This is a genomic window from Anaerorhabdus sp., from assembly GCF_036637135.1.
Classification (GTDB): Bacteria; Bacillota_I; Bacilli_A; order Erysipelotrichales; family Erysipelotrichaceae; genus Anaerorhabdus.
Window position 1 is genome coordinate 1 of sequence record NZ_JAVWNC010000034.1, and the last position, 23,353, is coordinate 23,353.

Annotated in this window: 22 protein-coding genes and 1 other annotated feature; of the genes, 9 read left to right on the plus strand and 13 right to left on the minus strand. The window is 31.7% G+C overall.

Going from position 1 to position 23,353, the window contains the following annotated elements; translation table 11 throughout:
* A partial coding sequence (gene serS, locus RR643_RS07405; RefSeq protein WP_332482807.1) for a serine--tRNA ligase occupies nt 1–1,271 on the minus strand: 1,271 nt, incomplete at its 3' end.
* Between the two features lie 34 nt (nt 1,272–1,305).
* Nucleotides 1,306–1,506: a binding site (T-box leader), on the minus strand.
* Between the two features lie 80 nt (nt 1,507–1,586).
* On the opposite strand from serS, the gene RR643_RS07410 reads away from it, so the two are divergent.
* A complete protein-coding gene (locus RR643_RS07410) occupies nt 1,587–2,459 on the plus strand; it encodes a membrane lipoprotein lipid attachment site-containing protein (protein WP_332468815.1) in 873 nt (290 codons plus the stop codon).
* Between the two features lie 133 nt (nt 2,460–2,592).
* Here the strand turns inward: RR643_RS07410 and gyrA are convergent, their stop codons facing one another.
* The 12 genes from gyrA to RR643_RS07470 form a co-directional block, all read right to left on the minus strand.
* Complete coding sequence (gyrA, locus tag RR643_RS07415) at nt 2,593–5,118, minus strand: DNA gyrase subunit A (protein ID WP_442878009.1); 2,526 nt, start codon at nt 5,116–5,118, stop codon at nt 2,593–2,595.
* A 12-nt stretch (nt 5,119–5,130) separates the two neighbouring features.
* Nucleotides 5,131–7,080, minus strand: a complete 1,950-nt coding sequence (gyrB, locus tag RR643_RS07420) for a DNA topoisomerase (ATP-hydrolyzing) subunit B (protein WP_332468814.1) — start codon at nt 7,078–7,080, stop codon at nt 5,131–5,133.
* Nucleotides 7,077–8,180 carry a DNA replication/repair protein RecF gene (recF, locus tag RR643_RS07425; protein WP_332482808.1) on the minus strand — a complete coding sequence of 368 codons (1,104 nt, stop codon included), beginning with the start codon at nt 8,178–8,180 and terminating at the stop codon, nt 7,077–7,079. Before recF ends, gyrB begins: the two co-directional genes overlap by 4 nt.
* Nucleotides 8,177–8,380, minus strand: coding sequence for a S4 domain-containing protein YaaA (gene yaaA / locus RR643_RS07430; RefSeq protein WP_332468812.1), 204 nt, complete (start codon nt 8,378–8,380; stop codon nt 8,177–8,179). The genes recF and yaaA overlap by 4 nt, the downstream gene beginning before the upstream one ends.
* Before the next feature lie 193 nt (nt 8,381–8,573).
* On the minus strand, nt 8,574–9,695 hold the full coding sequence (gene dnaN, locus RR643_RS07435) for a DNA polymerase III subunit beta (protein WP_332468811.1): 1,122 nt from the start codon (nt 9,693–9,695) through the stop codon (nt 8,574–8,576).
* A gap of 145 nt (nt 9,696–9,840) precedes the next feature.
* Nucleotides 9,841–11,217, minus strand: coding sequence for a chromosomal replication initiator protein DnaA (dnaA, locus tag RR643_RS07440; protein WP_332468810.1), 1,377 nt, complete (start codon nt 11,215–11,217; stop codon nt 9,841–9,843).
* Between the two features lie 602 nt (nt 11,218–11,819).
* Nucleotides 11,820–12,617: an MBL fold metallo-hydrolase gene (locus tag RR643_RS07445; protein ID WP_332482809.1), complete on the minus strand. Its 798-nt coding sequence runs from the start codon at nt 12,615–12,617 to the stop codon at nt 11,820–11,822.
* A gap of 74 nt (nt 12,618–12,691) precedes the next feature.
* Nucleotides 12,692–13,318, minus strand: a complete 627-nt coding sequence (locus RR643_RS07450) for a Jag family protein (RefSeq protein WP_332468808.1) — start codon at nt 13,316–13,318, stop codon at nt 12,692–12,694.
* 2 nt (nt 13,319–13,320) lie between these two features.
* Complete coding sequence (yidC, locus tag RR643_RS07455; RefSeq protein ID WP_332482810.1) at nt 13,321–14,208, minus strand: membrane protein insertase YidC; 888 nt, start codon at nt 14,206–14,208, stop codon at nt 13,321–13,323.
* A gap of 13 nt (nt 14,209–14,221) precedes the next feature.
* Complete coding sequence (gene rnpA / locus RR643_RS07460; RefSeq protein ID WP_332468806.1) at nt 14,222–14,563, minus strand: ribonuclease P protein component; 342 nt, start codon at nt 14,561–14,563, stop codon at nt 14,222–14,224.
* 37 nt (nt 14,564–14,600) lie between these two features.
* Nucleotides 14,601–14,735 (minus strand): 50S ribosomal protein L34, encoded by a 135-nt coding sequence (gene rpmH, locus RR643_RS07465; protein ID WP_078711099.1) that lies wholly within the window; start codon nt 14,733–14,735, stop codon nt 14,601–14,603.
* A gap of 105 nt (nt 14,736–14,840) precedes the next feature.
* Nucleotides 14,841–15,536, minus strand: a complete 696-nt coding sequence (locus RR643_RS07470; protein WP_332482811.1) for a M15 family metallopeptidase — start codon at nt 15,534–15,536, stop codon at nt 14,841–14,843.
* A 123-nt stretch (nt 15,537–15,659) separates the two neighbouring features.
* Between RR643_RS07470 and RR643_RS07475 the strand changes: the two genes are divergently transcribed.
* The 8 genes from RR643_RS07475 to RR643_RS07510 all read left to right on the plus strand — a co-directional run bounded on the left by RR643_RS07475 (nt 15,660) and on the right by RR643_RS07510 (nt 23,084).
* A complete protein-coding gene (locus RR643_RS07475; RefSeq protein WP_332468804.1) occupies nt 15,660–16,025 on the plus strand; it encodes a GntR family transcriptional regulator in 366 nt (121 codons plus the stop codon).
* Nucleotides 16,022–16,726 (plus strand): ABC transporter ATP-binding protein, encoded by a 705-nt coding sequence (locus RR643_RS07480; RefSeq protein ID WP_332468803.1) that lies wholly within the window; start codon nt 16,022–16,024, stop codon nt 16,724–16,726. The genes RR643_RS07475 and RR643_RS07480 overlap by 4 nt, the downstream gene beginning before the upstream one ends.
* The gene (locus RR643_RS07485) at nt 16,720–17,487 is read left to right on the plus strand and encodes a hypothetical protein (RefSeq protein ID WP_332482812.1); all 768 of its coding nucleotides are present in this window, start codon (nt 16,720–16,722) and stop codon (nt 17,485–17,487) included. The genes RR643_RS07480 and RR643_RS07485 overlap by 7 nt, the downstream gene beginning before the upstream one ends.
* A 69-nt stretch (nt 17,488–17,556) precedes the next feature.
* Nucleotides 17,557–18,360 carry a hypothetical protein gene (locus RR643_RS07490; RefSeq protein ID WP_332482813.1) on the plus strand — a complete coding sequence of 268 codons (804 nt, stop codon included), beginning with the start codon at nt 17,557–17,559 and terminating at the stop codon, nt 18,358–18,360.
* 101 nt (nt 18,361–18,461) lie between these two features.
* Nucleotides 18,462–19,022: an aminoacyl-tRNA hydrolase gene (gene pth / locus RR643_RS07495; RefSeq protein ID WP_332468800.1), complete on the plus strand. Its 561-nt coding sequence runs from the start codon at nt 18,462–18,464 to the stop codon at nt 19,020–19,022.
* Nucleotides 19,019–22,441 (plus strand): transcription-repair coupling factor, encoded by a 3,423-nt coding sequence (gene mfd / locus RR643_RS07500; RefSeq protein ID WP_332482814.1) that lies wholly within the window; start codon nt 19,019–19,021, stop codon nt 22,439–22,441. Before pth ends, mfd begins: the two co-directional genes overlap by 4 nt.
* Nucleotides 22,431–22,721: an RNA-binding S4 domain-containing protein gene (locus RR643_RS07505; RefSeq protein ID WP_332468798.1), complete on the plus strand. Its 291-nt coding sequence runs from the start codon at nt 22,431–22,433 to the stop codon at nt 22,719–22,721. Before mfd ends, RR643_RS07505 begins: the two co-directional genes overlap by 11 nt.
* Before the next feature lie 27 nt (nt 22,722–22,748).
* Complete coding sequence (locus RR643_RS07510) at nt 22,749–23,084, plus strand: FtsB family cell division protein (RefSeq protein ID WP_332468797.1); 336 nt, start codon at nt 22,749–22,751, stop codon at nt 23,082–23,084.
* The last annotated feature ends 269 nt before the right edge of the window (nt 23,085–23,353 follow it).

Here is a 23,353-nt window from a genome sequence, read left to right on the forward strand (position 1 = left end):
ATTACTTCTTTACCACCCATATACATTCTTAACGCTTCTGGTATTCTAACACTACCATCTTCGTTTAAGTTATTTTCTAAGAATGCAATTAATGTTCTCGGTGGAGCTACCACAGTATTGTTTAATGTGTGCGCAAAGTACTTACCGTTCTCCCCGTTGACACGAATACCAAGTCGTCTTGCTTGTGCATCCCCTAGATTAGAGCAACTTCCTACTTCAAAATATTTCTTTTGTCTTGGTGACCAAGCTTCAACATCGCAGCTCTTAACTTTAAGATCCGCAAGATCTCCTGAACAACACTCTAATGTTCTTACAGGGATGTCCAATGTTCTGAAGAATTCTACAGTGAATTGCCACATCTTATTGTACCAATCCATACTTTCTTCAGGTTTACATACAACTATCATTTCTTGCTTTTCAAATTGATGTACTCTGTATACGCCTCTTTCTTCCAAGCCATGTGCACCCACTTCTTTTCTAAAACAAGGCGAATAACTTGTAAGTGTATGAGGTAAAGTCTTTTCATCTAAAATTGTATCAATGAACTTACCAATCATTGAATGTTCTGATGTTCCAATAAGGTAAAGGTCTTCCCCTTCTATCTTATACATCATGTTTTCCATCTCAGCAAAACTCATTACACCAGTAACTACATCGCTACGAATCATAAACGGAGGTATGCAGTACGTAAATCCTTTATCAATCATGAAATCTCTAGCATATGACAATATAGCTGATTGTAGTCTAGCGATATCACCCATTAAGTAATAGAATCCATTACCACTTGTTCTTCTTGCAGAATCCAAATCAATTCCACCAAGTTTTTCCATAATATCAGAATGATAAGGAATTTCAAAGCTAGGTATAGTAGGTTCTCCAAATTTTTCTATCTCAACATTTTCTGTATCATCTTTACCAATAGGAACACTTGCATCAATAATATTGGGTATAGTCAGCATGATTTTCTTTATCTTTGCTTCTAAATCTATTTCTTTTTCTTCTAATGCTTTAATTTCATCGCCGATATGTGCAATTGTTTCTTTAGTTTCTTGAGCTTTGTCTTTTAATCCTTGTTGCATAAATGCACCAATCTCTTTTGACTTTGAGTTTCTTAAAGCACGTAAATCATCAGCTTTTGTCTTTATCTCTCTAAAATCCTTATCTAGTTGAATAACTTCATCAACAAGTTCAAGTTTTGCATCTTGAAATTTCTTTTTAATGTTTTCTTTTACTAATTCTGCATTTTCTCTAATCAATTTAATATCTAACATTTTCTTTCCTCCTCAAAATAAAAAGATACCTCCATCAAGGGACGATATCTCGTGTTGCCACCCTCATTACAATTGTTTCACGTGGAACAATTGTCACTCAATGCATTTAACGATGCCCCGTAAAGTTTTAACTTTAACTCAAAGGTAGATTTCAATTCCTGTTATAATAGCTTCCACCAACCACTATCTCTCTATAAATAACCTAGAATTTACTTATCCTTTTCAACGATTTGTAACTACATTTAAACACCCTCACATTGGTTTGTCAAGGCTTGTTTAACAGTGTTATAATAATTAATGAAAGATGGTGAACCTATGAAGAAATTAGTTCTATTTTTATCTATTGCCCTTCTACTTACTGGTTGTACTAAAGAGCCTGAAGGACCAAAAGAATTAACTTTTGATGAAAGAATGTTGATGCTAGTTCAAGAATGCATAAGTGATTATAATACTAGCATAGCTGCGGATTCTATAATCCATACGCTTGATACCCCTGCTTTACCTGTGCTTATTGAAACCATACCTCAAATTGAATCATTAAAGGATTTAAAAACAAGGGAAGATGATCACAGCAACGCTTTATATATAGCTGAGTTAAAGTTAGAACCTTATACCATGGTATTTCATATTTATGGTGAATGTGATAGTTTTTGGGCATGTGGAGAAGCAAGTTTTGAAATAGATACGAAAACTATTTATCCAGACAACCCAACATATAAAGGAACCAAAGAAATTCTTGATGAATTATTGTCCAAAGATAGAGCTGCATTTGATTACTTATATGGTATAGGTGTAGATTTAGCTGAACAAGAAAGTGTAGATCATCCCGGTTACTACCAAGTACTCAATGCCGTTAATATTGAAAACCCAACATCAATTGATCAAATTAAAAATTATGTTGAACAAGTATTTGATGTCAATTTTGTTTCTCAATTTTATGCAGAAGTTTTTGAATCAGAGTCACCTATTTATATCGAAGATGATGGTGTTCTCTATTGCATACTAAATGTTCCAAGTATCACAGATGAACAAGTTTTCAATACTTCATACATTATTGGAACAAAAGAAACAGAAAATGAAATTCTAGTAGATATCGTTTCTACTTATGGAGATTTAATAGATCCAGAATTAAAAAGAATTAATATCGTAAAAACTGAAAATGGATACCGATTAGGTGGTTTATATTAACTTGAATTATTTTCTAGTATTTTGATAAAAATATTCCCTCTATTTGCATTTTTTCATGGGTAATCATCCACGAAAAAGATTTCGATGCAAATTAGAGGGCTTTTATTTTGTGTCAAACAGTAAAAAATAGCGATTATTCCTCGCTATTTTCACTATTTTCATTAATAATTTCTACTGCTTCAGAATCAGCATTTTCTTCTATTTCTTCTGATTTCTCTACGATTGCAATTGTAGAAACTTTACTTGCATCACTTGTTGAAATTAGTCGCACACCTTGTGCTCCTCTTCCATAAGTTGAAACTTGTTCAAGACTAATTCTAATTACAATTCCATCATCAGTCATGATCATGCAATCTTCATCTCCATTTACAGCCTTAAGTGAAACAAGTGGTCCATTCTTTTCTGTGATTTTCAAAGTCATAACACCTTTGGCTCCACGTTTCGTCATTCGGTAATCATCCAACGGAGATTTTTTTCCATATCCTTTTTCAGAAATTACTAAAATATAATTTCCTTCATGATCTGTTGACATACCAATAACTTTAGATCCATCTACATTGAATCCACGGACACCAGAAGCTGTTCTTCCCATTGCACGAATATCAGATTCTTTAAATCTTATAGCTTTACCATTACTTCCTGCAATAATAATTTCATCATTACCTGTTGTTGGTTTAACTCCAATTAATTCATCATCATCTTTTAATGTGATTGCGATTTTTCCTGTTTGTCTGATATTTTCAAATTCACCAACTGAAACACGTTTTACAATTCCATTTTGTGTAACGAAGAATAAATATTTATGATCAACATCTTCTTTTTTAATCGCAACTAAAGCTTTTACTTTTTCTTCTTTATCCAAACTTAATAAATTTACAACAGGAATTCCCTTTGACGTTCTACTTGAAGAAGGTACATTATATCCTTTTAAGCGATACACTTTTCCTTTGTTTGTGAATGCCATTAAGAAGTCATGAGTAGACATCGTTAAGAACTGATCAATGATATCATCTTCATTTACAGCCATACCCTTAACACCTTTACCGCCACGATTTTGTACACGATAAGTATCTGCAGGGATACGTTTAATATAGCCATTAATTGTCATTGTAATTACGATATCCTCTACTGGAATCAAATCCTCATCTTCCATATCGATATCGCCTTCAATTATTTCAGAACGACGTTTATCGCCGTATCTTAATTTAATATCCGTTAGTTCATCTTTTATGATTTGAACAACACGAGAATGATTTGCGAGAATATCTTTACAGTCAGCGATAAATGCAATTAAGTCATTGTATTCGCCTTCAATTTTTTCTCTTTCCAATCCTGTTAATCTTCTAAATTGCATATCAAGAATTGCTTTTGATTGAATTTCTGATAGACCAAAATTTTCCATTAATTTTGGCATTGCTTCTGTTGCATCTGCAGAACTTCTGATGGTATGAATGATTTCATCAATATGATCTAACGCAATTTTTAATCCTTCTAAAATATGTGCACGATCTTCAGCTTTTCTTAATTCAAACTTAGTTCTGCGTACAGTAACTTCAATTTGATGATCAATGTAATGTTTTAGTAGATCTCGTATACCCAATTGTTTAGGGGCGTTATCAACTAACACAATATTATTAACTCCAAAAGAAGATTGCAATGCCGTCATTCTAAATAGTTGATTTAAAATAACATCCGGTTGTACATCTTTACGAAGTTCTATAACAATTCTTATTCCTTCACGATTTGATTCATCACGAAGATCTGTAATTCCATCAATTAATTTTTCTCTTACAAGAGATGCAATCTTTTCTACAAGAGTTGCTTTGTTAACCATATAAGGAATTTCTTTTACAACAATTCTAGGTTTTCCATTAGACAATTCATCAACCACTGTTTTGGCACGCATAATAACACTTCCACGGCCTGTTTCATATGATTGTTTAATACCAGAACGTCCAAGTATATAAGCGCCTGTAGGAAAGTCAGGACCCGAAATATAGTTTTCCATTAATTCTTGTACTGTGATTTCTGGATTCTCCATAATCGCAATACAAGCATCAATTGCTTCCACTAAATTATGAGGTGCCATGTTAGTAGCCATACCTACAGCTATACCCGTTGTACCATTTACAAGTAAGTTTGGAAAACGGCTTGGAAGAACTTCTGGTTCTCTTTCTTCGCCATCATAGTTATCAATCCAATTAACTGTTTCTTTTTGGATATCTTTCATTAACTCATTTGATATTTTTGACATACGAGCTTCCGTATAACGCATTGCTGCCGCGCCATCACCATCAATAGAACCAAAGTTTCCATGTCCATCTACCAAAGGATAACGATAACTAAATTCTTGTGCCATACGAACCATTGTTTCATAAACCGCAGTATCACCATGAGGGTGATACTTACCAATTACTTCCCCAACGATACGTGCTGATTTCTTATGTGGTTTATCTGGTGTAATACCTAAGTCGTTCATTGCATAGATAATACGACGATGAACTGGTTTCATTCCATCTCGAACATCTGGCAAAGCACGTGCTACGATTACCGACATTGAATAACTTAAGAAAGAATCTCTCATTTCTTTAGAAACATCAGTATTTTTTATCTTACCGTGATTAAACGTTTCCGAGTTATACTTGTCATCCATCTCCATGATTATATCCTCCTATATATCTAAGTTCTTAACGAACTGTGCATTCTCTACGATAAAGTTTTTACGTGGTTCAACTTCATCACCCATCAACATACTAAATACTGCATCTGCATCCATTGCATCTTCAATATCTACTTTAATTAATGTACGAACTTCAGGATCCATTGTTGTTTCCCATAACTGTTCAGGATTCATTTCTCCTAAACCTTTGTAACGTTGGATACCAAGACGATCTCCAAGTTCACGTTTAATAACTTCTAATTCTTCATCACTGTATGCATAACGAACTGCATTACCTTTTTGTGCTTTATATAAAGGAGGTTGTGCAATATAAATATATCCTTGCTCAATAACCGGTTTTAAATAACGATAGAAGAATGTAAGTAATAGCGTACGAATATGAGCACCATCAACATCGGCATCTGTCATGATAACGATTTTATGATAACGCAGTTTACTTGTATCAACCTCATCACTCACACCACAACCGAAAGCAGTAATCATTGAGCGAATTTCAGCGTTTTCAAATATACGATGTAAACGAGCTTTTTCAACATTTAGAATTTTACCTCTAAGTGGAAGGATAGCTTGGAATTTACTATCACGTCCTTGTTTCGCACTTCCTCCGGCAGAATCTCCTTCGACTATATATATTTCTGAGATACTAGCATCTTTACTTGAACAGTCCGCTAATTTACCTGGTAAACTTGAAATTTCAAGAGCACCCTTACGACGAGTTAACTCACGTGCTTTTTTAGCTGCAAGTCTTGCTTTAGATGCAACTGTTGCTTTATCTAAAATGATTTTAGCTTCAGATGGATTTTCCATTAAGAAACGTTGTAAACTAGCACCAAAAACATTCGATACAATTTTACGAACTTCACTATTTCCTAATTTTGTTTTTGTTTGTCCCTCATACTGAGGATCTGGATGTTTAACTGAAATTACTGCAGTTAATCCTTCACGAACATCATCACCTTGAAGGTTATCTTCATCCTTCTTGATTATTCCTGCTTCTTTTGCATAAGCATTAATCACACGGTTTAACGCAAGTTTAAATCCTTCTTCATGCGTACCACCTTCATTGGTATTAATGTTGTTACAGAATGTATAAATATTAGGTACATAACCATCATTGTATTGCATTGCAATTTCAACTTGGATACCCTCTTCAACACCTTCACAATAAATAATCTCTTCATGAATTGCTGTTTTATTTTTATTTAAATAAACAATATACTCTTTTAATCCACCCTCATAATGATAAACTTCAGTCATCTTATCAGAATCCTCTACACGTTCATCAGTGAATACAATTCGAATACCTTTATTTAAGAATGCAATTTGTCTTAAACGATCTCTTAATACATTATGATCATACGCAACTGTTTCTTGGAAAATAGTAGGGTCAGCTTTAAAACGTACTGTAGATCCTTTTTGATCAGGAGTACAAGGTCCTACAACTTTTAATGGTACTGTTGTTTGCCCGCCATTCTCAAAACGCACGTAGAACTCTTCGCTACCGTTATAAACAGTTACTTCTAACCATTCACTCAAAGCATTAACTACCGAAGCACCAACACCATGTAATCCCCCTGAAACCTTATATGCACCACCACCGAACTTACCTCCAGCATGAAGTACAGTAAAAATAGTTTCAACAGTTGAAATACCTGTTTTTTCATGAATACCTGTTGGCATACCACGACCATCATCTTTAACAGTTACGATATTATCTTTATCTACGATAACTTGAATAGTTGTTGCGAATCCCGCTAAAGCTTCATCAATCCCATTATCAACAATTTCCCATACAAGGTGATGTAATCCTCTTCCAGATGTAGATCCAATATACATACCTGGACGTTTTCTTACTGCTTCTAATCCCTCAAGGACTTGAATATCACTCTCGTTATAAGAATGGTCTACTTTGTTATCAATTTTGTTATCAATTTCAGTCATTGTTTACCCTCCTTGGCTTGCATTTTTCCGTTTTCAACTAAATAGACCAATGGCTTGTTATGTAATTCATCAAAACCATCAACCATTTCAGTTGTTGTTATTATTGTTTGACAATAATTATCTAATAACTTAAATAGATTTAATCTCTTTTGGCTATCTAATTCAGACAATACATCATCTAACAATAAAACAGGAACTTTCTGTTCAATACTTTTTATATATTCTACAAGAGAAAATTTGAGCGCTAGAATAACCATTCTCTTTTGCCCTTGTGAACAAAACAATTCAACTTTTTTATCATCCATCAAAAAATAAAAATCATCACGATGAATTCCTATAGAAGTCATTTTATATAACATATCTTTTTCTTTATTCTTATTATATTGTTCTAACAAATCACGTTTCATTTGTTCTTTGCTATCAATAGTTACACAAGACTCATAAATCATCTTAAGTTCAGACTCTTGATTCGATAAAAACGAATAAAATTTACTAATTGTTTTATTACAATATTCAAAGAATTTCTTACGTTCAATAAGAATCTCTATTTGTGATTCAATCATTTGATTTTCTAATACAATCAAATAAGGTTCATCGACACGATTCATTTTTAAACAAGCATTTCTTTCTTTAAGTAGTTTTAAATATTTTGACAAGTGATGCATATAATTCATTGAACATTTTCCAATTTCAATATCCATTATTCTTCTTCTCTCTTTTGGAGAATCATCAAATATTTCTAAATCACTTGGAGAAAATAAAACGACATTCAACTTACCAATGAAATCACTACTTTTTAAAACAGGTTGACTATTTATTAATAAAGTCTTACCTTTTTGATAAATAACAGCGCCTATCTTCTTTTCCTTTTCATCTTGAATTAAACATTCTAAATTACACAGTTCTTTCTCATCTTGAATCATTTGTTGATCATACAATAAACGATGAGACCGTGTTGTCGATAAGAAAACTAGACTCTCTAATAGATTTGTTTTACCTTGAGCATTTTGGCCTAATAAAACAGTTACACCTTCGTTAAACTTAAGAATACAAGAATCAATATTTCTAAAATTCCTTAATCTTAATTCTTTAACAATCATTTTTCAATTACAAATGTTTTATTATGAATTACTATGACATCATTTGGATATAATTTTTTACCTCTTCGATTTTCGTCTTCACCATTAACTAGAACTTTTTCATTCGCTAAAAAGTATTTAACTTCTCCGCCAGAATTAACTAAATCTTCCATTTTTAATAGTTGTGATAATGTAATAAAATCAGTATTAATTTTTGTCATATGAATTCCTCTTTTTTAGGCGCAAAAACCCTATTAAATTATACCACAAAAATGCTTAAATATGTGCTTTTCATCAAGCTTTTTTTATACTTTTTTAACTAAAAAAAAGCAAGATATATAATCTATTTATTTTAAGAAATTTTCACTTGTTTCTATCCAAAAAAAAACAACCCCTTGAGGTTGTTCTTAAAACTTATGAATATGTTCTAACTGGTAATACTAATTGTAAGATTGAATCATCATCATTATTTTTGATAACGAATGGTTTCATTTCACCACTAAATTGAATTTTAACTGTTGTAGTTGCTAAAGTACGAATTGCTTCAAATACATAACGTCCACTAAAACTAATTTCAATTGGATCACCTGTATAAGAAATAACATTTAATTTTTCAGTTGAAGATCCAACTTCTTGTGATTTACTTGAAATTACAACTTCTTTAGAATCAGCACTTAATTTAACAATTGAAATACCTTCATTCTTAATGAAAGATGCACGGTCAATCGCATTTAATATATCACGACTATCTACTATCATTTCATGCAAGAATTCAACAGGTACAAGTCTTTCTGTCTCTGGATATGATCCATCAATTAAGCGAGTTTGAATCAAAGTATTACTAATCCAAAACTGAGCTTTCTTTTCAGATACACAAATATTTACTTTTCCTTCTTTATCAATTGTTTTAACAATTTCATTTAAACTTTTTGCAGGAATTGTAATATTAAAATTATTATCCCCTTCTAATTCAACTTCTTTTCTAGCTAAACGATAACTATCAGTTGCAACACATTCAAGTTTACCGCCTTTACATCTAAAGTTAACACCTGTTAATACAGGACGTGTTTCTTTATCACTTGTTGCAAAACTTGTTTGATTAATTACTTTCATCAAAACATCAGCATCAATATCAAATTGTTGGCTTGGTTTTGAAAAATCAATTGCAGGATAATCAGTACTTCTCATACCATTGATTTTATATTCTGCAGAAAGTCCACTAATTTTTGTCAATGATCCATCAACAATTTCAAAATTAATTTCATCAGCATCAATTTTTCTAACGATTTCCAAAATATATTTCGCTTCGATTACAATTGATCCAGTTTCTTTAACTACAAGATTTAAATCTTCATCTTCGTTATTCAAAATCTTTTGAATTGAAATATCCGAATCACTACCTGTTAAGATAATATGATCGTTATTTACTTCAATCTTAATTCCTGATAAAGAAGGTAATGGAGAATTGGCTGAGATTGCTCTAGATACAACTTGTAAAGCGTTGTAGAAAATTCTCTTGGATACTTTGAAATTCATAGTGGCCTCCTAATATATTAATAGTTTTAAAAGAATAATTATTATTAAGGGTGTGGAAAAGTGGAAAACTTCCAAATCGCCTTATTTTATAAGTATATTTTAACACTTTTTAGTGTGAATTAAAAGTGCAAAGATGTGTAAAGTTTTATGACTTGATTATTTTTTCTATTTCATTTAGAGCTTGTAAGTATGCACCATTCGATTTACTTTGCTTCTCTACTTTTTCACATGAACTCATGATTGTAGAGTGATCTCTACCACCAAATTCTTCACCTATTTTTATGTAAGGTAAATCCAAAAGTTTTCGACACATATAAATCGCAATTTGTCGTGCTGTAGATATATTTTTAGTTCGAGTTTTACTTGTAAGTTGTTGTTTTGTTAAACCATAATATTCAGAAACACATTTTATAATTTTTCTAACAGTAATTCCAGACTTATCAGAAACTAAGACTTGACCACGTAGAGCGTTTGTAGCTGTGTCAAATCGAATTTTACCATCATCCTTTTGAAACTCTATGGCATAGAATAAAACACGGTTCAAAGCCCCTTCTAACTGTCTTACATCGCGATTAAAGTTAGATGCAATGAATGAAAGTGCTTCTTCATCAATATTTCTTGATTCAAATGCTGAATTACTCATCTTCACTTTTAAGATAGCTAAAGAAGTTTCAAATTCAGGTGAATCAATACCAACAGACAATCCAGAAGAGAATCTACTGATTAAACGATCTTCTAATCCTTTAATTTCAGTAGGTAATCGATCTGATACAATACAGATTTGTTTTCTATTATTAACTAATTCATTAAAAATAGAGAAGAAAATTTCATGTGATTTTTCTTTACCCGCAATAAATTGAATATCATCAATAAGTAAAACATCAATCGAATACATATATTTCTTAAATGCATCAATTTTACCCATTTTGATAGAATTAACTACATTATCTACAAATTTATTAGAATCAGTATAATAAACTTTTTTTGAAGGTTCATTCTTCTTAACATAATTACCAATTGCACATAGTAAATGACTTTTACCTAATCCAGAATTTCCATAAATAAATAACGGATTGAATAAGTTACCAGGATTATATGCACAAGCCAAAGCAGCAGAATGACTCTCTCTGTTACAATCACCTACTACAAAATTATCAAATGTACGATCTTCTCGAAGAGGACTACTATCAAAAGTTTCATCAATAACTTGAATTTCAGTTTCATTGGTTGTTTCATTCATAAAACGAGTTAGATCTTTTTCTAATATAATATCGCATTGTAATTTTGTAGGTGCATTGAGAATATCCTCTAAAGTTGTTGAAATTAAATCGATTTCGTTCATCAACAAAGTTTTATGAATAAAAGATGCAACTGATATTAAAGCTTTTTTTTCATTTAAATCCACAAGATTTGATTCTTTATAGAAATTATCAAAAACAAAGCTGTCGACGCGTCCAGATGTGCCGATAGACTCAAGAGCTCTAGACCATATTTCGTTGAGGTAAAACATATTGCTAGTCATACAAATAAAGCCCCTTCCTTCAAAATTTAACCCTAATAGATTTGAATTGTAGGAACATTATAGCATGTTAAATCAAGGTAAAAAACAGCAAATTGTGGAAAACTTTTTTTATCCACATAGAAATATAGCTAAAAGAATGATAACTATGGTCTATTTATGAGTTTTCCACAATTTTCCACATCTTTCGAATGGGGATAAATAGTGGAAACTTTACCCACAACAAGTGAAATTGTGGAAAATGTGGACAAATCAAAACTAACGATTAAGAAACACACACTTTCAACAACGAAAAAAGACTATAAATAAAGGGTATTTTAAAGTTTTCAACAGTTTTCCACAATTGTGGAAAACTACTAATTGTGGATTGTGAATTCATTGTTGAAAACTCAATATTTATGTTGAAAACTCAAGCCAAACAATCTTAAATCTTTCAACAATTTAAAAAAATCATGGTTATATGTAAGTTTTCCACATAACCATGATAATGTAAGCCCTTTATAAACGGTTTAAACGGCATTTTGAGTAGTATATCTCTTGTATATGAGTGCAATATAAAAGTGAATAAAAATGGCTTTAAAATGCGTATAGCAAGTACATTTAATTTAATCGAAATGTAACATATCACCACAAGTTAAATAATGCATAGTTTCCAACTTAGATGCTAAGTACTCATAATTTCTAATTCCAGTACAATGGCAAGTATAAAAACTAATATTTGGATAATTCTCTAATTCTTTGATAATTTGATTTAATAAATCGATGTTTATATTTTTCTTAGTTACTGGATAAGCTAAATGATATCCTCCAACACAAACTTGCGGATGATGTGATTTTGCTTTATCTAAGATATTCACTACACCAGCATGTCCACAACCCAGTATAAGTGCTGTTTGTTTTTCATGAATAATTAAATTCTGTTCATGAAGAAAAGTATCCTTACCCTCTTTAATATAGAGGTGATCATTTTCAGGAGAACGACATTTACTTGTTTCCTCGACAATAAATAAACTCAATTCATCATCAATCTTTAAATCACCATCAACTAAAATAATTTGTGGATGATTTATAAGAGTAGCATCAAGACCAACACTAATCTTAAAAAATCCGATTTTATTAAAATGCTTTTCAAAAGCTTTACGCTGAATATAAATCTTTGCTGTTGTGTTGATATCAAGAAATCTTTTTAGTGCCCCTCCATGATCAAAGTGGCCATGAGAAATAAAAACAATATCAACTAAACTAAGATCAATATTTAATTTGTTCGCATTCTTAAATAGAGTATCATCGGGCCCTAAATCAAAAAGAATATTATGTTTTTCTGTCTCTATAAATAATGACAAACCATGGACTGCTATTAAATCAGTATTCGAAATATTTTCGACTAATGCTGTAATTTTCATACTCTATCCCTCACGTATTAAGCATATCAAACAAAATAAAAAAGGACAAAATATTTATCTTGTCCTTATCGTATTTAGTTTGTAGAACCTGTTTTATTTTCATCATACATAATCTTTAAGTGACGATGACTACCTTCACCCTCAGATTCTGTTTTGATATGATCCATTTCTCCTAAGAATTGATGAATAACTTTACGTTCATCGTTTGGCATTGGATCTAATACTGCTTCAACTTTTGTTTTTTGAACAGTTCTTGCAATACGCTTAGCCATAGCTTTTACTTTTGCATAACGATCTGTCTTATAATTGTTGATATCAATTAATGTAGGTATACGTTTCTTAAATGTACTATTTACAGCTCCACGAAGAACAGTGTTCATAGCTTGTAATGTTTGACCATTCTTGCCAATGAGAATTGCATTGTTCTCTGCATTTAACATTACTTTAATTCCATCAGGTTGTTGAATAATTTCTACTTCAATTTCTTGATTTAATTCAGTAAAGAATTCTCCTAGATAGTTAAAGATAAATTCCTTAACATCATTCATGCAATATACATCTGCAGATACCGATGTACCAATACCTAAAATTCCTTTTTTCTCTTCTGTAATGAAATAAGTTAATTCGCTAACGTCTACATGCTTCTCATTTGAGGCATTCTTTAAAAGTTCATCTAATGTTTTAGCAGTATATTTTTTCATAATTAACCTTCTTTCTTGTCAATAAAGAATTTTTGTACAATAAGTGTTTTCGCAATCATTGTTAATGATGAAATAGCCCAATAAATAGTCATAGCTGATGGCCACATTACAGATAATACCATAACAGGAACCATCATGTAGTACATCATGTTATTTGTTTTATTTACTACAGGAACATAACGTTTACCAGCTTTTTCAGCATCTTTCTTTGCTTTTTGTTTAGCTAAGAATTGAGGTAAGTACATAGAACCAAATTGGCAAATCAACATTAACACGAACAATACGATATACATGTATTCCCCTGCTAATAGTCCATTCCAAGGTGTTTGTTCTAAGCTTAATCCTAAGAAATGACCATGTGCTACAGCTTCAGCACGTTGAACTGATTGATAAATTGCTAAAATAATTGGTAATTGTAAGAAAGTCACAAGAATCATTGAGAATGGATTGATGTTGAATTTCTTGTAAAGATTTTGCATTTCTTGTGCTTGAGCCATTTTTGAACGATCGTCAGTTTTACCTTCATACTTCTTGGTAATACGATCCATTTCTGGTTGTAGTTGTTGCATTCTTTGAGATGCTACAGTTGATTTAACAGTAAGTAACATAGTAAATACGTTTACACCTACAGTTACGATAGCGATTGCAGCTACAACTCCGATAATTGGTGTTAAGTAGTTCATAATTTGTGAAAGTGGGAATACAATTAATGCACTGAACCAGCTTTCAGAACTAAATATTTCTTGAAATGTTGTTGATGTTGTAATTAGTTTTACTACTTCTTTACCGGTTTCAGGATCCTTAACCATTGGAGTAGTACATCCACTTAATAGAAATAGTGCTGCAAAGATTCCTACTAAGAGTATGATTTTTTTAGTTTTTCTTTTCATTTAAATCTCCTCATCATGTATGCTTTATAATTGTAACTTTATTTAATAAGCTTTCCAAGTCTTTTTTGTTATCTAAATAAGACTGCTTAGTAAATTTATTTCGAACAATAATGATTAAATCATAAGGATGTCCATCAAAATCAAGTGACTCTTGTAAAAGCATCCTTAATTGTCTCTTATATTTATTACGGAATACGGCGTTTCCAAGCTTTTTACCAACAGAGATACCAACTCGACACCAATTCTCTTGGCGAGGTTGATAGTATACAACGTAAGTAGGGTTCGCAATTGACTTTTTCTTACCGATAATGGTTTGAAATTCTTCTTGTTTCTTAATGCGATAGTGTATTTTCATAAATTTTTGAAAAAAAGCCACCCATAGGTGACTTTTCTTAAGCCGATAAGATCTTTCTACCTTTACTACGACGGCGGGCTAATACCTTACGGCCACCAACCGTTTTCATGCGGGCTCTAAATCCGTGGACTTTTTGGTGTTTTCTTTTGCTTGGTTGATATGTTCTTTTCATCAAATCCACCTCCATTTTTACTATAATAAATAGAACAATTGCTTTACTATCATAATTGACTGTGATTTAAAAGTCAATAAAAAACATATGGATATCAAAATTTGTTTAGTTCATATAACCATAGAATTCTTCAAGAGTTAAACCACTTTCCTTAATCTTTAATGCTTCATCAATTCCGATGTATCTAAAATGCCATGGCTCATAGATATAGCCAGTGATATCTTCTTTTCCTTCTGGATAGCGTAATACAAATCCATATAAATAAGAATTTTCAGCTAACCATTGGCCTTCAGGTGTGTTCTTAAAGCTATTTTTAAGCCAATTATTCATACTACCATCACTTATATCGACTGCCCAGCCAGTTTGATGCTCAGATTCTCCTGGGCGTGCACTATAACGATTAGCAGCTTCCTCACCATCTTTCGCAACATAATTGTTGAATAGACGTTGTTGTGTACTATATGAACGATATCCACTACCAAAGCGCAATGTAATATCATCTGCTTTTGCAGCTTCAAACATGGTTTCAAGTGCAGTGGCAGCTTCTTGACGAAGTTCAAGACCATCACGAGTTGCTAAAACATCAGGGACTACTAAATCAGTAGGTTCAAAATCTTCAGATAAAGGATGAGTCTTATTTGCAATGACATATAAACTATCATAAGTATCATGATCTAAAGGAACTGGTGTTGGTTCGATTGTTGGTTCAGGGGTTGTAACAGGAGTTACTTCTGGTTTCTTATCATTACTACAACCAGTGAATAATAAACCGATAATTAACAGTGATATTACTTTTTTCATACTTGCACCTCTATATGTATAAAATACAAACTTATTTCGTAAAATAAATTATATCACGAAAAAGTAGTTGACAAAAGTGTTTGTGTTATTGTACTATTTGATTAATACAAGGAGATGATATAAATGATTAACTTCGATTCAAATATACCCATCTATATTCAAGTGATGGATTATATTAAGAAAGAAATTGTTTCGGGTAAGCTCAAATCAGGTGATCAAGTTGATACAGTAAGAGAAATGGCAATTTTCTTTGGTGTTAACCCAAACACAATCCAAAGAGCCTTGCAAGAATTAGAACGAGAAGGTCTACTCAAGTCAGAACGCACTTCAGGTAGATTTATTAGTGCGACTCAAGAAGATATTCAAGAATTAAAATTACATCAAGGGCATGAGAAAACATCAAGATATGTTAATGAAATGAATTCATTAGGATTCACTAAAGATGAAACCATAGATCTTGTGAAGAACTCAGAAGGGGAAAATATATGAGCGAAAAAGAGTTAGTAAAAATTGAACAGCTTACAAAGTCATATGGTAAAAAAATGGCTTTATGCAATTTCAGTTGTTCATTAAAGGGTGGCCGTATCGTTGGATTACTAGGGCCTAATGGTAGTGGGAAAACTACACTAATTAAAATATTAAATGGGTTATTAAAAGATTATAAGGGAACAGTTTTAATTGATGGTCAAAAACCAAACACATATACAAAAAGTATTGTTTCATATTTACCAGATGAAACATATTTAGAAGATTGGATGAAAGCAAGAGATGCTGTTTCAATGTTCCACGACTTATACAAAGACTTTGATTTAGAAAAATGTTTAGGTTTAATGAAACGTATGGAATTACATCCAGATATGAGAATCAAATCGATGTCAAAAGGAATGAAAGAAAAATTCCAATTGGCTCTTGTTATGAGTAGAAACGCAATGATTTATGTTCTTGATGAACCAATCGGTGGTGTTGATCCAGCAGCTAGAGAATTAATTCTAGAAATTATATTAAATAACTACTCTGAAGATAGTCTTGTTTTAATATCGACTCATTTAATTAGTGACATTGAAAAAATATTTGAAGAAGTTATTCTTATCAAAGATGGTGAATTAGTAATTAGTGGTAATGCAGAAGAATTAAGACAACAAAGAGGTCAATCAATTGACGAAATATTTAGAGAGGTATTCAAATGCTAAAATTAATAAAATATGAAATGATTCATAGTTATAGAAACTTTGCTTTAGTATTTGGTATTTTCTTACTTGCTTGTTTAATTGTACCTTTCTTACCTTACGATATTAGTGCCATAGGTGCTTCAATTATCATATTTGCATTCTTTGGTATTTCAATTGCAGTGTTTGTTACAATCATTAAAAACTACAACACGTCAATGTTTAAAAAACCAGGTTACTTAACACTTACATTACCTGTAAGTTCACATGAATTAGTTTTATCGAAAGTAATCTCTGCGTTCTTATGGCTAACAATAACTTCTATTGTACTAGCAGTTGGTATCATGATTCTTGTATTCGCAATTATCACGGTAGAAGGTGTTCCAATCAACATGAATGAATTTTTTAATGCTATCAATTATGCATTTGGAAGAATTGATTTGGGCGTATTCCTAATTGGACTGGTACAAGGTATTCTTGAAGGATTAGTAATTATTTTAGGACTATTTGTATTAGTAACTGCAGTTCAAACAAAATACACAAGAAATCATAAAACAGCAATATCATTCTTAATCTTTATTGCTTATACAGTCATTATGAGTTTTATTGGAATGAACTTACCAATTTCAATGCAAGAATCAGGATTTATTTTCGAAGTAATGGAATATGGAAAAATATCTTCAATTAGTATAAATTGGTATTTAATGATTATGACAATCGTAGAAATCGTTGCATTCTATGGCATAACAGTTTATATACTAGAAAAGAAAATTGAGATTGAATAAAACAGTTTGAGAAAACTGTTTTATTTTTACTTAGTATGATAAAATTACAATGAAAAGTAGGGTGATAACATGGATATGATTAGTTTAGCATTGAACCTCATTATGATTGGTTTAATAATCTTCTTCTCTTTCTCATTTGTGTTTCTATTCAAACGAAATAAGAAGAATAAAAAAATAGTAGATTGTATTACATCATTTGATGATGAGAAGTTATTGTTTTCAAAGTTAGATGAATATTTAAAAACAATGAGTGATCCAGAATTTTATATGAAGGGAAAAGTTCTTCAATTGTGGGGAAGCGTTTTCTATAAACATGACAAAGAAATATTACCAATTCTTCAAGAAGTAAATTGCTTTCCATTGGTTGACAACAAAGGGCCATTCAAACGAGACACAGCACAATTAAATGAAGATAGTTTGTATTATCTATGCTTGGCTTGTGTGAATGCATTGTATGGTAGAAATGATGAATTTAAGTTAGAAAAGTTCAAAGAAAAATTGAATGAAAATGAAGCTTATTTAAAAAATTTATTGGCTTATCATATTTCGAAACATGCTTTCCAACTTTATGAAAATCAAGGTGACTTGGGTGAGCAATTCTTTATAGATGTTTTGGATGGTGATTACCAAGGTTACAAATACGCTAAACAATTGATTGGTATGTATAAAGATTTATGCCAAGCTTATTTAGTGAAAATTTATTCAATACAAAATCGCAAAGAAGATTTTGATTTAATCAAAGAAGATGTACAAAGATTCTATGATACAAAGTTGGGTAAACGTTATCTAACAGAGTTAAAGGTGAACATGAATTGGTTGAATAATAATGATGAAGTTATACAAATAGAAAGTAATCAAAACAAGGAGGATTAACTCCTTGTTTTCTACTTTATGAAATTCACAAATTGCCACAATATCAATTGGTATTTTATAGAACTCGTGGTAGAATAATTGAGCATAGAAGGAGGATGACAATGAAACTAATTGTAGGGTTAGGAAATCCCGGAAAAGAATATGAACACACACGACATAACGCAGGATTTGATGCAATAGATGAGCTCGCAAAACTTTGTCACACTTCTATTGATCAAAAAAAATTTAATGCCTTAATTGCACAGGTAAGGGTAGGGAATGAACAAGTCATTCTTATGAAACCACTTACCTATATGAATGCATCTGGTGAAGCTGTAATTCAAGCAGTAAATTTTTATAAGATTGAAACTAAAGACATTCTCATCATTCATGATGATTTAGATTTACCTGTAGGAAAACTTCGAATAAGAACACAAGGTAGTTCTGGTGGACAAAAAGGAATGCAAAGTATTATGAATCACTTACACTCGCAAGAGATTCAAAGAATTCGAGTAGGGATTGATAAGAACCCTTTGATTCCGATTGTAGATTATGTGTTAGGTAAAATACCAAAAGAAAGTAAAGCGGATTATCAAGACTCACTTATTAAAGCAGCGGAGGCTGCTTACATGAGTATCTCACATGACTTTAGTGAAGTTATGAACCGATATAACAAATCATGAAATCCTGGATACTAAAAGAATTTGAAAACAATCCAGCAGTCATTGATTGTACTGTTGGGAAATCACCAGTTACCTTTACATCATTTATTCAAGAAGCACTATTAATCGCAAGTAGTTATCAAAAGAAACCTAGACCCATGATTGTCATTGAAAAGAATTTATATTCGGCACAACGCCTGTATGAGAGACTGAGCACCCTCCTCCCTCAAGAGCAATGTGTCATTTTTAGCGTTGAGGAGTCACTACGTGTTGAAGCGATTGCCGCAAGTCCGGAGAATATGGCGAACAAAGTTGAGGCTTTATCATTATTACTAGAAAATCCAAATCGTATAGTTATTACACACGCATCTGCATGCGTAAGACAATTACCAAGTCCGCAACTATTTAGAGAAAGTTGTATTCAACTAAAAGTTGGTCAATCTATAAGTATGGATGAGCTAAAACGTAAATTAATCCAAAGTGGTTATTCTCAAGTATCTCATATTGATACACCTTTATGCTTTGCAGCAAGAGGGGGAGTATTGGACTTTTATTCGATGAATAATCCAATGCCTGTCCGCATTGAATTCTTTGATACAGAAATTGATCGTCTTTGTTACTTTGATATTCAAACACAACGAACTATTGAAAATATAAATGAAGTAACGTGTATTCCCGCAACTGATATTCTTTTTAGTGATGAAGATGTTGAAATGATAAGTACACGTGTTAATAATTTACTAGATTCATTAAACAATGATCAACTACGAGGCAAAGTAGAAATCGATCTACAATACCTAGAAAATCATATTCAAGATCATAGTTTATATCCATATATGAGTTTTCTTGATAAGACGAGTCATCTTCTAGAATACATGAATCATCCAAGTGTAATTGTTTCATCACTAGAAGAATGTCGTGAAGTATTACACCATGCATTGGAGGAAAATACGAGCTATCTACAAGAAATGGTTCAAGAAAATAAAGCGTTACCAAAGTTTAGTGTCATGCATGATTTTGAACGTATCTTAGATCATTATCCTATTCAAAATGTAGACCGTTACGATGATAACATATCAAGAATAAAAGAAATTAATTTACCAAAAGAAACAATGTCAGTACAAATAGGATTAATAAAGAAAAACATTCAACAAAAAAGATACTATTTTTGTTTGCGTGATTCAGAAATTAAACAAGTTATGGATGCTTGTATTGAACAAGGTGTTGAATACCATTTCTTACAAGAAAACGAACCAGCAGGGTTAGGTATCAACATTACTTTTGCATCCATCTATGAAGGATTTGAAGCAGAGTTAGAAAACCTAGAAGTTATCACTTCTGCAGAATTATTTGAAACAAGAAGAACTCAATCTAAATATACAAATAAATTCAAGAATGCTGAAGTATTAAAAAGTTACCAAGATTTAAAACCTGGCGATTATGTTGTACACAATCAACATGGTGTAGGACAATATATGGGACTTGAAACAAAGGAAGTACTTGGTGTACACAAAGATTTCTTAAAAGTTGTCTACAAAGGCAATGATGTTTTATTAGTACCTTTAGAACAATTTAGATTGGTTCGTAAATTTGTTTCTAGAGAAGGTGTTGTACCTAAACTACATAAACTAGGGTCAAATGAATGGACCACAACCAAAGCTCGTTTAAAAGAAAATGTAAATAACATTGCAGAACGTTTGATTCAGTTATATTCACATCGTGAAGATCATATAGGTTATGCATATGGTGAAGACAGTATTTATCAAAAAGAATTTGAAAATGATTTTGAATATGAATTAACCCATGACCAACAAACAGCGATTGACGAAGTAAAAAAAGACATGATGCAACCAAAACCAATGGATCGTTTATTATGTGGAGATGTTGGATTTGGTAAAACTGAAGTTGCGATCCGTGCAGCTTTTAAAGCAGTTAGCGAGGAAAAACAAGTTGCTTTCCTTTGCCCAACTACAATTCTTGCAAGACAACATGCAAAGACATTTACTAAGCGATTTAGAAATTATCCAGTAAACATTGAATTGATGAATCGTTTTGTATCACCAGGAAAACAAAAAGAAGTTATCAAAGGATGCAAAGAAGGAAATGTTGATATTTTAATTGGTACTCACCGCTTATTAGGAAAAGATATTAAGTTTAAAGATTTAGGACTACTTATTATTGATGAGGAACAACGCTTTGGGGTTGAACACAAAGAGAAAATTAAAGAATTAAAAGAATCAGTAGATGTACTATCACTATCTGCAACACCAATTCCAAGAACACTACAAATGTCACTCATTGGTATACGACAATTATCACAATTGGAAACACCACCAGATAATCGTGTATCTGTTCAAACCTATGTTGTAGAAAAAAACTTCTCTTTAATAAAAGAAGTGATTGAAAGAGAACTTGCTAGAAATGGTCAGGCATTCTATCTACACAACAATGTTGAAGAGATTTATCATACAGCACGAAAACTACAAGAACTAATTCCAGATGCACGTGTTGCAGTAGCACATGGACAAATGGGAAAAGAAGAAATAGAAGATGTTATGATGGGATTCACAAGTGGCGAAACTAATGTACTAGTCTGTACAACAATTATTGAAACGGGAATTGATATTCCAAATGCCAATACGATTTTAGTTGAACATGCTGAAAACTTTGGATTATCACAACTTTATCAAATCAAAGGACGTGTAGGTAGATCCAATCGATTGGCGTATGCATATCTTATGATACCAAGTAAGAAACAACTAACAGAAATTGCATCAAAGCGTCTACAAGCAATTAAAGACTTCACTCAACTAGGAAGTGGATATAAAATCGCAATGCGAGATTTGACCATACGTGGTGCGGGTGATTTACTTGGACCTGAACAATCCGGCTTTATTGATACAGTCGGAATTGATATGTACATTGAAATGCTAGAAGAAGCAATTCAAGAGAAGAAGGGTATCAAGAAGAAAGAAAGAAAAGAGAATGTCAAACCGAATGTTTCGGTAGACAGCTACATTCCAGAAATCTTTGCCCCAGATGATTTTGATAAGATTAGTATGTATCAAAAAATTGATGCAATTGAAACAGAAGAAGAATTAAGACACTTTGAAGATAAGATTCTTGATGAATTTGGTCAACTTCCAAAATCAGTAAAAGTATTATTTGAGAAGAAACGACTAGAAATACTCATTAATTCTGAAGATGTAGATAAATATAGAGAAGTCAAAGGACAAGTTGAGATTGTATTTTCACAAATGTTTAGTGCACATGTAGATGGGGTAAAACTCTTTGAAATCTTTACAACCATCTCAAAAGATATTACACTACGGTATACAGACCAAAAAATTATTGTGAAATTACCAAAAGTAAATGATGGTCTACGACTTGCGATAGAAGTATTAGTTAGAAGTAAAGAGGCAAAGAAAAATGAGAATTGATAAATATCTAAAAGTATCTCGTATTCTAAAACGAAGAACAATCTCCAAAGAGTTAGCTCTTCATCAAAGAATAGAGGTTAATGGAAAAGCAGTTAAACCTTCATATGATGTAAAAGTTGGAGACCAAATAACAATTACATTTGGACAAAGACAGATGAGTGTTAAGGTATTAGAGACAATGAATTTCTCAAAGAAAGCAGATGCACCAATGATGTATGAAGTCATCGATGAAAAATGGATTGATGATACATCTTGCGAAGAAGAAAATCAAACTCTATAATAGAGGTATCTCGAAAGGAGGATGTCAATGACACAACAACCAGTTCGTCGAAGAGTTGTTAAGCGAAAGAAACCTAAAAGAACAATGCGACCACTTACAAAATTATTGTGTATTGCGGTTATTCTCTTTTCATGTTGGTTAATCTTTGGTGTGGTACAAGAAATTGGTACAACATTCGCACTTCAAAATCAATTGAAAGAAGTAAAAGTTAAACTTGAAACAGTAAAAGATGAAAATGATTATCTTGTTTCTCAACGAGATAAATTAGCGGACCCGAATTATGTACAAAGTTATGCAAGAGGAAATTACATGTTGACAAAAGATGGAGAAAAAATATATTACCTTCCATCAAAAGATAAATAGAATTAATAAGCGATGTAACATAGATTACATCGTTTTCTTTTGTATTCATAAGTAAGAGTAGACTATAATAAATTATAAAGATACAAATAAAAGGAAAGATAAATGGTAATACAATGAGTACATATCAAATTTATTTTAGCCCAACACAACATACCGAACGTATTACGGAAATAATTACAAATACTTTTGAATCATCTAGCAAAATTGATTTAACGGATAAAATGAGTGCTACAAGTAAAATATTTTCTGAAGAAGATATTTGTATTATT

Coding starts and splice junctions, on each gene's coding strand:
- RR643_RS07410 (WP_332468815.1), top strand. CDS start 1,587: ATGAAGAAATTAGTTCTATTTTTATCTATTGCCCTTCTACTTACTGGT.
- gyrA (WP_442878009.1), bottom strand. CDS start 5,118: ATGGAGATGGATGACAAGTATAACTCGGAAACGTTTAATCACGGTAAG.
- gyrB (WP_332468814.1), bottom strand. CDS start 7,080: ATGACTGAAATTGATAACAAAATTGATAACAAAGTAGACCATTCTTAT.
- recF (WP_332482808.1), bottom strand. CDS start 8,180: ATGATTGTTAAAGAATTAAGATTAAGGAATTTTAGAAATATTGATTCT.
- yaaA (WP_332468812.1), bottom strand. CDS start 8,380: ATGACAAAAATTAATACTGATTTTATTACATTATCACAACTATTAAAA.
- dnaN (WP_332468811.1), bottom strand. CDS start 9,695: ATGAATTTCAAAGTATCCAAGAGAATTTTCTACAACGCTTTACAAGTT.
- dnaA (WP_332468810.1), bottom strand. CDS start 11,217: ATGACTAGCAATATGTTTTACCTCAACGAAATATGGTCTAGAGCTCTT.
- RR643_RS07445 (WP_332482809.1), bottom strand. CDS start 12,617: ATGAAAATTACAGCATTAGTCGAAAATATTTCGAATACTGATTTAATA.
- RR643_RS07450 (WP_332468808.1), bottom strand. CDS start 13,318: ATGAAAAAATATACTGCTAAAACATTAGATGAACTTTTAAAGAATGCC.
- yidC (WP_332482810.1), bottom strand. CDS start 14,208: ATGAAAAGAAAAACTAAAAAAATCATACTCTTAGTAGGAATCTTTGCA.
- rnpA (WP_332468806.1), bottom strand. CDS start 14,563: ATGAAAATACACTATCGCATTAAGAAACAAGAAGAATTTCAAACCATT.
- rpmH (WP_078711099.1), bottom strand. CDS start 14,735: ATGAAAAGAACATATCAACCAAGCAAAAGAAAACACCAAAAAGTCCAC.
- RR643_RS07470 (WP_332482811.1), bottom strand. CDS start 15,536: ATGAAAAAAGTAATATCACTGTTAATTATCGGTTTATTATTCACTGGT.
- RR643_RS07475 (WP_332468804.1), top strand. CDS start 15,660: ATGATTAACTTCGATTCAAATATACCCATCTATATTCAAGTGATGGAT.
- RR643_RS07480 (WP_332468803.1), top strand. CDS start 16,022: ATGAGCGAAAAAGAGTTAGTAAAAATTGAACAGCTTACAAAGTCATAT.
- RR643_RS07485 (WP_332482812.1), top strand. CDS start 16,720: ATGCTAAAATTAATAAAATATGAAATGATTCATAGTTATAGAAACTTT.
- RR643_RS07490 (WP_332482813.1), top strand. CDS start 17,557: ATGGATATGATTAGTTTAGCATTGAACCTCATTATGATTGGTTTAATA.
- pth (WP_332468800.1), top strand. CDS start 18,462: ATGAAACTAATTGTAGGGTTAGGAAATCCCGGAAAAGAATATGAACAC.
- mfd (WP_332482814.1), top strand. CDS start 19,019: ATGAAATCCTGGATACTAAAAGAATTTGAAAACAATCCAGCAGTCATT.
- RR643_RS07505 (WP_332468798.1), top strand. CDS start 22,431: ATGAGAATTGATAAATATCTAAAAGTATCTCGTATTCTAAAACGAAGA.
- RR643_RS07510 (WP_332468797.1), top strand. CDS start 22,749: ATGACACAACAACCAGTTCGTCGAAGAGTTGTTAAGCGAAAGAAACCT.